This is a genomic window from Parendozoicomonas verongulae (genome assembly GCF_009711465.1).
GTDB lineage: Bacteria > Pseudomonadota > Gammaproteobacteria > Pseudomonadales > Endozoicomonadaceae > Sansalvadorimonas > Sansalvadorimonas verongulae.
Map to the genome: position 1 here is coordinate 1 of NZ_SMME01000724.1, position 5,694 is coordinate 5,694.

The 5,694-nt window shown below is 53.1% G+C and carries 7 protein-coding genes and 1 pseudogene; all 8 read left to right on the forward strand.

What is annotated here, in order from left to right; translation table 11 throughout:
* Nucleotides 1-99: 99 nt before the first annotated feature.
* The gene (locus tag E1189_RS03970; RefSeq protein ID WP_155158769.1) at nucleotides 100-489 is read left to right on the forward strand and encodes an ATP synthase subunit I; all 390 of its coding nucleotides are present in this window, start codon (nucleotides 100-102) and stop codon (nucleotides 487-489) included.
* Between the two features lie 11 nt (nucleotides 490-500).
* Nucleotides 501-1,370, forward strand: coding sequence for a F0F1 ATP synthase subunit A (atpB, locus tag E1189_RS03975; protein ID WP_155158770.1), 870 nt, complete (start codon nucleotides 501-503; stop codon nucleotides 1,368-1,370).
* 48 nt (nucleotides 1,371-1,418) lie between these two features.
* Nucleotides 1,419-1,682 (forward strand): F0F1 ATP synthase subunit C, encoded by a 264-nt coding sequence (atpE, locus tag E1189_RS03980; protein WP_155158771.1) that lies wholly within the window; start codon nucleotides 1,419-1,421, stop codon nucleotides 1,680-1,682.
* A 4-nt stretch (nucleotides 1,683-1,686) separates the two neighbouring features.
* Nucleotides 1,687-2,157 (forward strand): F0F1 ATP synthase subunit B, encoded by a 471-nt coding sequence (locus tag E1189_RS03985; protein ID WP_155158772.1) that lies wholly within the window; start codon nucleotides 1,687-1,689, stop codon nucleotides 2,155-2,157.
* Between the two features lie 12 nt (nucleotides 2,158-2,169).
* Nucleotides 2,170-2,718 (forward strand): F0F1 ATP synthase subunit delta, encoded by a 549-nt coding sequence (locus tag E1189_RS03990; RefSeq protein WP_155158773.1) that lies wholly within the window; start codon nucleotides 2,170-2,172, stop codon nucleotides 2,716-2,718.
* Nucleotides 2,719-2,740: 22 nt separating this feature from the next.
* Nucleotides 2,741-4,285, forward strand: a complete 1,545-nt coding sequence (atpA, locus tag E1189_RS03995; RefSeq protein ID WP_155158774.1) for a F0F1 ATP synthase subunit alpha — start codon at nucleotides 2,741-2,743, stop codon at nucleotides 4,283-4,285.
* A gap of 35 nt (nucleotides 4,286-4,320) precedes the next feature.
* The gene (gene atpG / locus E1189_RS04000; RefSeq protein WP_155158775.1) at nucleotides 4,321-5,193 is read left to right on the forward strand and encodes a F0F1 ATP synthase subunit gamma; all 873 of its coding nucleotides are present in this window, start codon (nucleotides 4,321-4,323) and stop codon (nucleotides 5,191-5,193) included.
* Nucleotides 5,194-5,232: 39 nt separating this feature from the next.
* Nucleotides 5,233-5,694, forward strand: a pseudogene (locus tag E1189_RS25175) (F0F1 ATP synthase subunit beta); the annotation flags it as partial.

The window sequence follows — 5,694 nt, forward strand, 5'->3', positions numbered from 1 at the left end:
CCCCCCAATACGATCCCTCCCGCCTTACAAATACCTGACAAGGTAATAGGAATATCTGATTAAAAGCATGGTTTTACGGACTCTGAAAGTATTGGATGTATGCAAAACATATACACCCACCTAAACAAGCCAGCCGTTTTTCGAGTTGTGGTAACTCAGGCTGTTATAACCGTCTTGCTATCACTCGGATCACTTATTGACAGTCGTGCAACAGCTTTATCTGCACTGCTGGGTGGGTTGATCTGCCTGATCCCTAATGCCTACTTAACCGTCAGAGCGTTCTCGTTGTCTGGTGCGCGTGCGGCAAAGAGCATTGTAAAGGAATTCTATAGAGGCGAAGCCGGCAAGTTTGTATTAACCGGTCTGGGTTTCGCTCTGGCTTTCTCACACGTTCCATCACTGCATGCAGTGGTTTTGTTTAGTGCATTTATTGTGGTTCAGGCCGTTCACTGGTTTGCACCGCTCTTGCTGAAAGTTAAAGCGAGATGACAGGGCATTTTATGTCAGCCAATACAGCTTCAGGTTATATCAAACACCACCTGCAGAATCTGACCTACGGCCAGCTCCCCGCAGGTTATGAACGTGCCGACGGTTCCCTTCTCGGCCAGGCCACCTGGACCCTGGCCCACAGCGCACAGGAATCCTCAGATATGGGATTCTGGGCCATCAATCTGGACAGCATGATATGGTCCATTGCCCTTGGCCTTCTCTTTCTATTGCCCTTCCGCGCTGTGGCCAAACGCGCCACCAGTGATACCCCCAGCGGTTTGCAAAACGCTGTCGAAACGGTTGTTGAGTTTGTTGATAACAGCGTAAGAGAAAGCTTCCACGGTAAAAATCCGGTGATTGCCCCACTGGCGCTCACCATCTTCTGCTGGGTGTTCTTTATGAACCTGATGGACCTGCTGCCTGTGGACTGGATTCCCGGCCTTGCCTCTGTGGCGGGTGTGCCTTACATGAAAATTGTGGCCACCACCGACCCTAACATCACCATGAGCATGTCCCTCAGCGTGTTCGGCCTGATGCTGTTTTACTGGGTTAAAGAGAAAGGCATCTCTGGCTTTGCCAGCGATATGGCACTGCACCCTTTCACCAGCAAAAACCCGGTTTTGAAAGTGGCACTGATGCCCGTCAACCTGCTGCTGGAAACTGTGTCACTGATCGCCAAACCCATCTCTCTGGGCCTGCGACTGTTCGGCAACATGTACGCCGGTGAACTGATTTTTATCCTGATTGGCATGATCGGCTATTTCCAGCTGCCCCTGCACTTTGGCTGGGCTGTGCTGCACATTCTGGTGATCACGCTGCAGGCCTACATCTTTATGACACTGACCATTGTTTACCTGAGCATGGTTCACGAGTCCCACTGATTGACACGCTTACATCTACCCCTACAAGACAGAGAGTCTGGAGAAACTATGGAACTGGTCGTTGGTTTAACTGTTATCGGCGTTGCCATCATGCTGGGTCTGGCGGCACTGGCTACTGCAATCGGCTTCGGCATGCTCGGCGGTAAATTCCTGGAAGGCGTTGCCCGTCAGCCAGAAAGCGCTCCCATGCTGCAAACCAAAATGTTCATCGTCGCAGGCCTGCTGGATGCGATTCCTATGATCGCCGTTGGTATCGCCCTGTTCTTCACCTTTGCCAACCCATTCATCGGACAACTGAGCGCCGCCCAGTAAAACCATGAACATCAACGCAACCATTATCGGCCAGTCTATTGCGTTCGCATTCTTCGTGTGGTTTTGCATGAAGAATGTGTGGCCGCCCTTAATCGGGGCGCTGAACGCACGGCAAAAGAAAATTGCTGACGGGCTGGCCGCTGCCGAGCAGGCAACATCCGACCTGGAGCATGCCAAAGAGCAGGCTGCAGCCCAGCTGGAGCAAGCCAAAGAAGAAGCTCGCGGCATTATCGATCAGGCCAACCGTCGTGCGTCAGTCATTGTCGAAGAAGCCAAAGACAATGCCCGAACTGAAGGCGAACGTCTGCTGACTGCAGCCCGTGCAGAGATCGCTATGGAAGAAAATCAGGCCAGAGAAGCTCTGCGTACACAGGTGACAACCATTGCCGTTGCCGGTGCCAGCAAAGTGCTTGGTCAGAAGATTGATCTGGCAGCTCACGGCGAGCTGGTTGATCAGCTGGCAGCCGAACTTTAAAGGGAAGCCATCATGGACCTGATCACATGCGCCCGCCCCTATGCCACTGCTGCCTTTCGCTTTGCCCTTGAGCAGCAGGCTCTGGAGAGCTGGTCACACTCTCTGAATAACTGCGCCGTTCTCGTTCTGGACGAAAGCGTCAGCCAACTGCTGGATCAGCCATCCCTGACACCACAGCAAAAAGCGGATGCGTTTCTCTCCCTTTACGACAGTTGTCTTGAAAACAGCCCACTGGAGCAGGGGATGCAAAACTTTTTGCGCACACTCTGTGAGAATTGCAAAGCCGTTCTGCTTCCTCAGATTGCCGCACTGTTCGATACCCTTAAGGCCGAACAGGAACACAGCATCGAGGCAGAAGTCGCTTCCCCCTTTCCCCTCAGCCGTGAACAGCAGCAGATACTTGCCGAAAAACTGAGCAAGCGCCTTGGTGCGCAGGTCACCCTCAAAAACTGCATTGATCGGGACATGATCGGCGGTTTGATTATCCGTGCCGGTGATCTGGTGATCGACAACTGTATTCGCACCCGGCTGGCCAAGCTGGCTCACGCCATGAGCTCGTAAGAATTTTTAAAACAGGTTTGCTATGCAGCGACTGAATCCTTCTGAAATCAGCGACATTATCAAGAGCCGGATCGAAGGTCTGGATATTTCCTCCGATGCCCGAAATGTTGGCACCATTGTGGGTGTCTCCGACGGCATTATACGCATCCATGGTTTGTCCGATGTGATGTACGGCGAGATGGTTGAATTTAACAACGGTGTGTTTGGCATGGCGCTGAACCTGGAGCGGGACTCCGTGGGCGTTGTTGTTCTCGGCGACTACAAGGCTCTGCGGGAAGGCCAGAAAGCCCGCTGCACCGGCCGGGTACTGGAAGTGCCTGTGGGTGAAAAACTGCTGGGCCGTGTCGTGGATGCACTGGGCAACCCCATCGACGGTATGGGCCCCATCAATGCTGAACATACCGCGCCCGTTGAGAAAGTGGCTCCCGGTGTTATCGCACGTCATCCAGTAGATCAACCTGTGCAAACCGGTTATAAGGCGATTGACGCTATGGTGCCTGTGGGCCGTGGTCAGCGTGAGCTGATTATCGGTGACCGCCAGACCGGAAAAACCGCCGTCGCCATCGACGCCATCATCAACCAGAAAGGTACTGGCGTTAAGTGTGTGTATGTGGCTATTGGCCAGAAGCAGTCGGCTATTGCCAACGTGGTGCGCAAGCTGGAAGAACACGGTGCGATGGAACACACCATCATCGTCAATGCGGGTGCCGCTGATCCTGCTGCCATGCAGTATCTGGCTCCTTTCGCCGGTTGCTCCATGGGTGAATACTTCCGTGATCGTGGTGAAGATGCCCTGATTGTTTACGATGATCTCACCAAGCAGGCTTGGGCTTACCGCCAGATTTCCCTGTTGCTGAAACGTCCTCCCGGCCGTGAAGCGTACCCGGGCGATGTCTTCTATCTGCATTCCCGTCTGCTGGAGCGCGCTTCACGCGTGAGTGCCGACTATGTGGAAAAGTGCACCAACGGCAAAGTGAAAGAACAAACCGGTTCCCTCACTGCTCTACCCATTATCGAAACCCAGGCAGGTGATGTATCCGCTTTCGTTCCTACCAACGTGATCTCCATCACCGATGGTCAGATTTTCCTGGAAACCGACTTGTTTAATGCAGGCATTCGCCCTGCCATGAACGCTGGTATTTCCGTATCCCGTGTGGGCGGTGCCGCACAAACTAAGATCATCAAAAAGCTCGGTGGCGGTATTCGTCTGGCACTGGCTCAGTATCGTGAACTGCAAGCGTTTGCCCAGTTTGCTTCCGATCTGGATGAGGCAACGCGCAAACAACTGGAACACGGTCAGCGCGTGACTGAGCTGATGAAGCAGAAGCAGTACAAGCCTCAGTCTGTTGCTGAGATGGGTGTCATTCTGTTTGCCGCTGAAAAAGATTTCCTGACCGATGTCGCTCTGAACAAGATTGGCGCTTTTGAATCTGCCCTGCTCAGCTATGTGAACAGTGAGCACGCCGAGCTGATGGCCGCTATTGGCGATTCCGGCAATTACACCAGGGACATTGAAGCTGGCATCGCAAAAGCCATTGAGATGTTTAAGGCAACCCAGACCTGGTAACCAGCCTTGAGTCATTGAGGGAAGGACGGATTGCCATGGCAGTCGGAAAAGAGATTAAGACGCAGATAGCGTCCATAAAAGGTACGCAGAAAATCACCTCCGCCATGGAGATGGTAGCTGCGTCCAAAATGCGTAAGGCTCAGCAGCGTATGGAACGCTCCCGGCCCTACGCCACAAGCATTCGCAGAATGGTAGGACACATCGCCCACGCCAATCCTGAGTACCGTCACTCCTTTATGGTGGAACGTGAGGTGAAACGGGTTGGCTTTATCGTGGTGTCCACAGATCGTGGTCTGTGCGGTGGTTTGAACAGCAATCTGTTCAAGCGCGCTATGGAACGGATGCAAGCCTTTGAAGAGCTGAAGATTGACGTTGATCTCTGCCTTATCGGCAGTAAAGCTGCTTCATTCTTTCAGGGCTTTGGGAATCGCAAGGCAGGCAACATTGTTGCTGCAGTAGATCAACTGGGTGATGCCCCCAGCATTAAAAGTCTGATCGGTTCGGTGAAGGTGATGCTGGACGCTTATGAAGCTGGTGAGATCGACCATCTGGTGATCTGCTACAACCGCTTCGTCAACACCATGACCCAAAAGCCAACCTGTGAGCAACTGCTGCCCCTTGAGCCCGGTGACAATGGTGCTCAGGACCACAGCTGGGATTACATCTACGAGCCTGATGCCAAGTCCCTTCTGGATGACTTGTTGATTCGTTATATCGAATCTCAGGTTTATCAGGGCGTAGTGGAAAACAGTGCCTGCGAGCAGGCTGCGCGAATGATCGCCATGAAGAACGCCACCGATAATGCCGGTGGTCTGATTGATGAGCTGAACCTTGTTTACAACAAAGCACGACAGGCGGCCATTACCCAGGAACTGTCGGAAATCGTCAGTGGTGCGGCGGCCGTGTAATCGCCTGCGACTGTGGAAAAAAGATTGAGAGGAAAGATTATGAGCAGCGGTCGTATCGTACAGATTATCGGTGCCGTTATAGATGTGGAGTTCCCCAGAAATACTGTGCCTCAGGTGTACGACGCCCTGAAGGTAAATGGCAAGGAACTCACCCTGGAAGTGCAGCAGCAACTGGGTGATGGCATTGTTCGCACCATTGCTCTGGGTTCCACCGAAGGTGTGAGCCGTGGACTGTCTGTCGACAATACTGGCGCACCCATTCAGGTTCCCGTGGGCACAAAAACCCTTGGCCGTATTATGGATGTGCTGGGTAACCCCATTGATGAAAAGGGCCCCATTTTTCAGGACGACGCTGACAGTGAGCGTATGCCTATCCACCGCGAGCCTCCTTCCTATGCAGAGCAGGCAACAACTAACGAGCTGCTGGAAACCGGTATCAAGGTTATCGATTTAGTCTGCCCGTTTGCCAAAGGCGGTAAGGTTGGTCTGTTCGGTGGTGCC

Coding starts and splice junctions, on each gene's coding strand:
- E1189_RS03970 (WP_155158769.1), top strand. CDS start 100: ATGCAAAACATATACACCCACCTAAACAAGCCAGCCGTTTTTCGAGTT.
- atpB (WP_155158770.1), top strand. CDS start 501: ATGTCAGCCAATACAGCTTCAGGTTATATCAAACACCACCTGCAGAAT.
- atpE (WP_155158771.1), top strand. CDS start 1,419: ATGGAACTGGTCGTTGGTTTAACTGTTATCGGCGTTGCCATCATGCTG.
- E1189_RS03985 (WP_155158772.1), top strand. CDS start 1,687: ATGAACATCAACGCAACCATTATCGGCCAGTCTATTGCGTTCGCATTC.
- E1189_RS03990 (WP_155158773.1), top strand. CDS start 2,170: ATGGACCTGATCACATGCGCCCGCCCCTATGCCACTGCTGCCTTTCGC.
- atpA (WP_155158774.1), top strand. CDS start 2,741: ATGCAGCGACTGAATCCTTCTGAAATCAGCGACATTATCAAGAGCCGG.
- atpG (WP_155158775.1), top strand. CDS start 4,321: ATGGCAGTCGGAAAAGAGATTAAGACGCAGATAGCGTCCATAAAAGGT.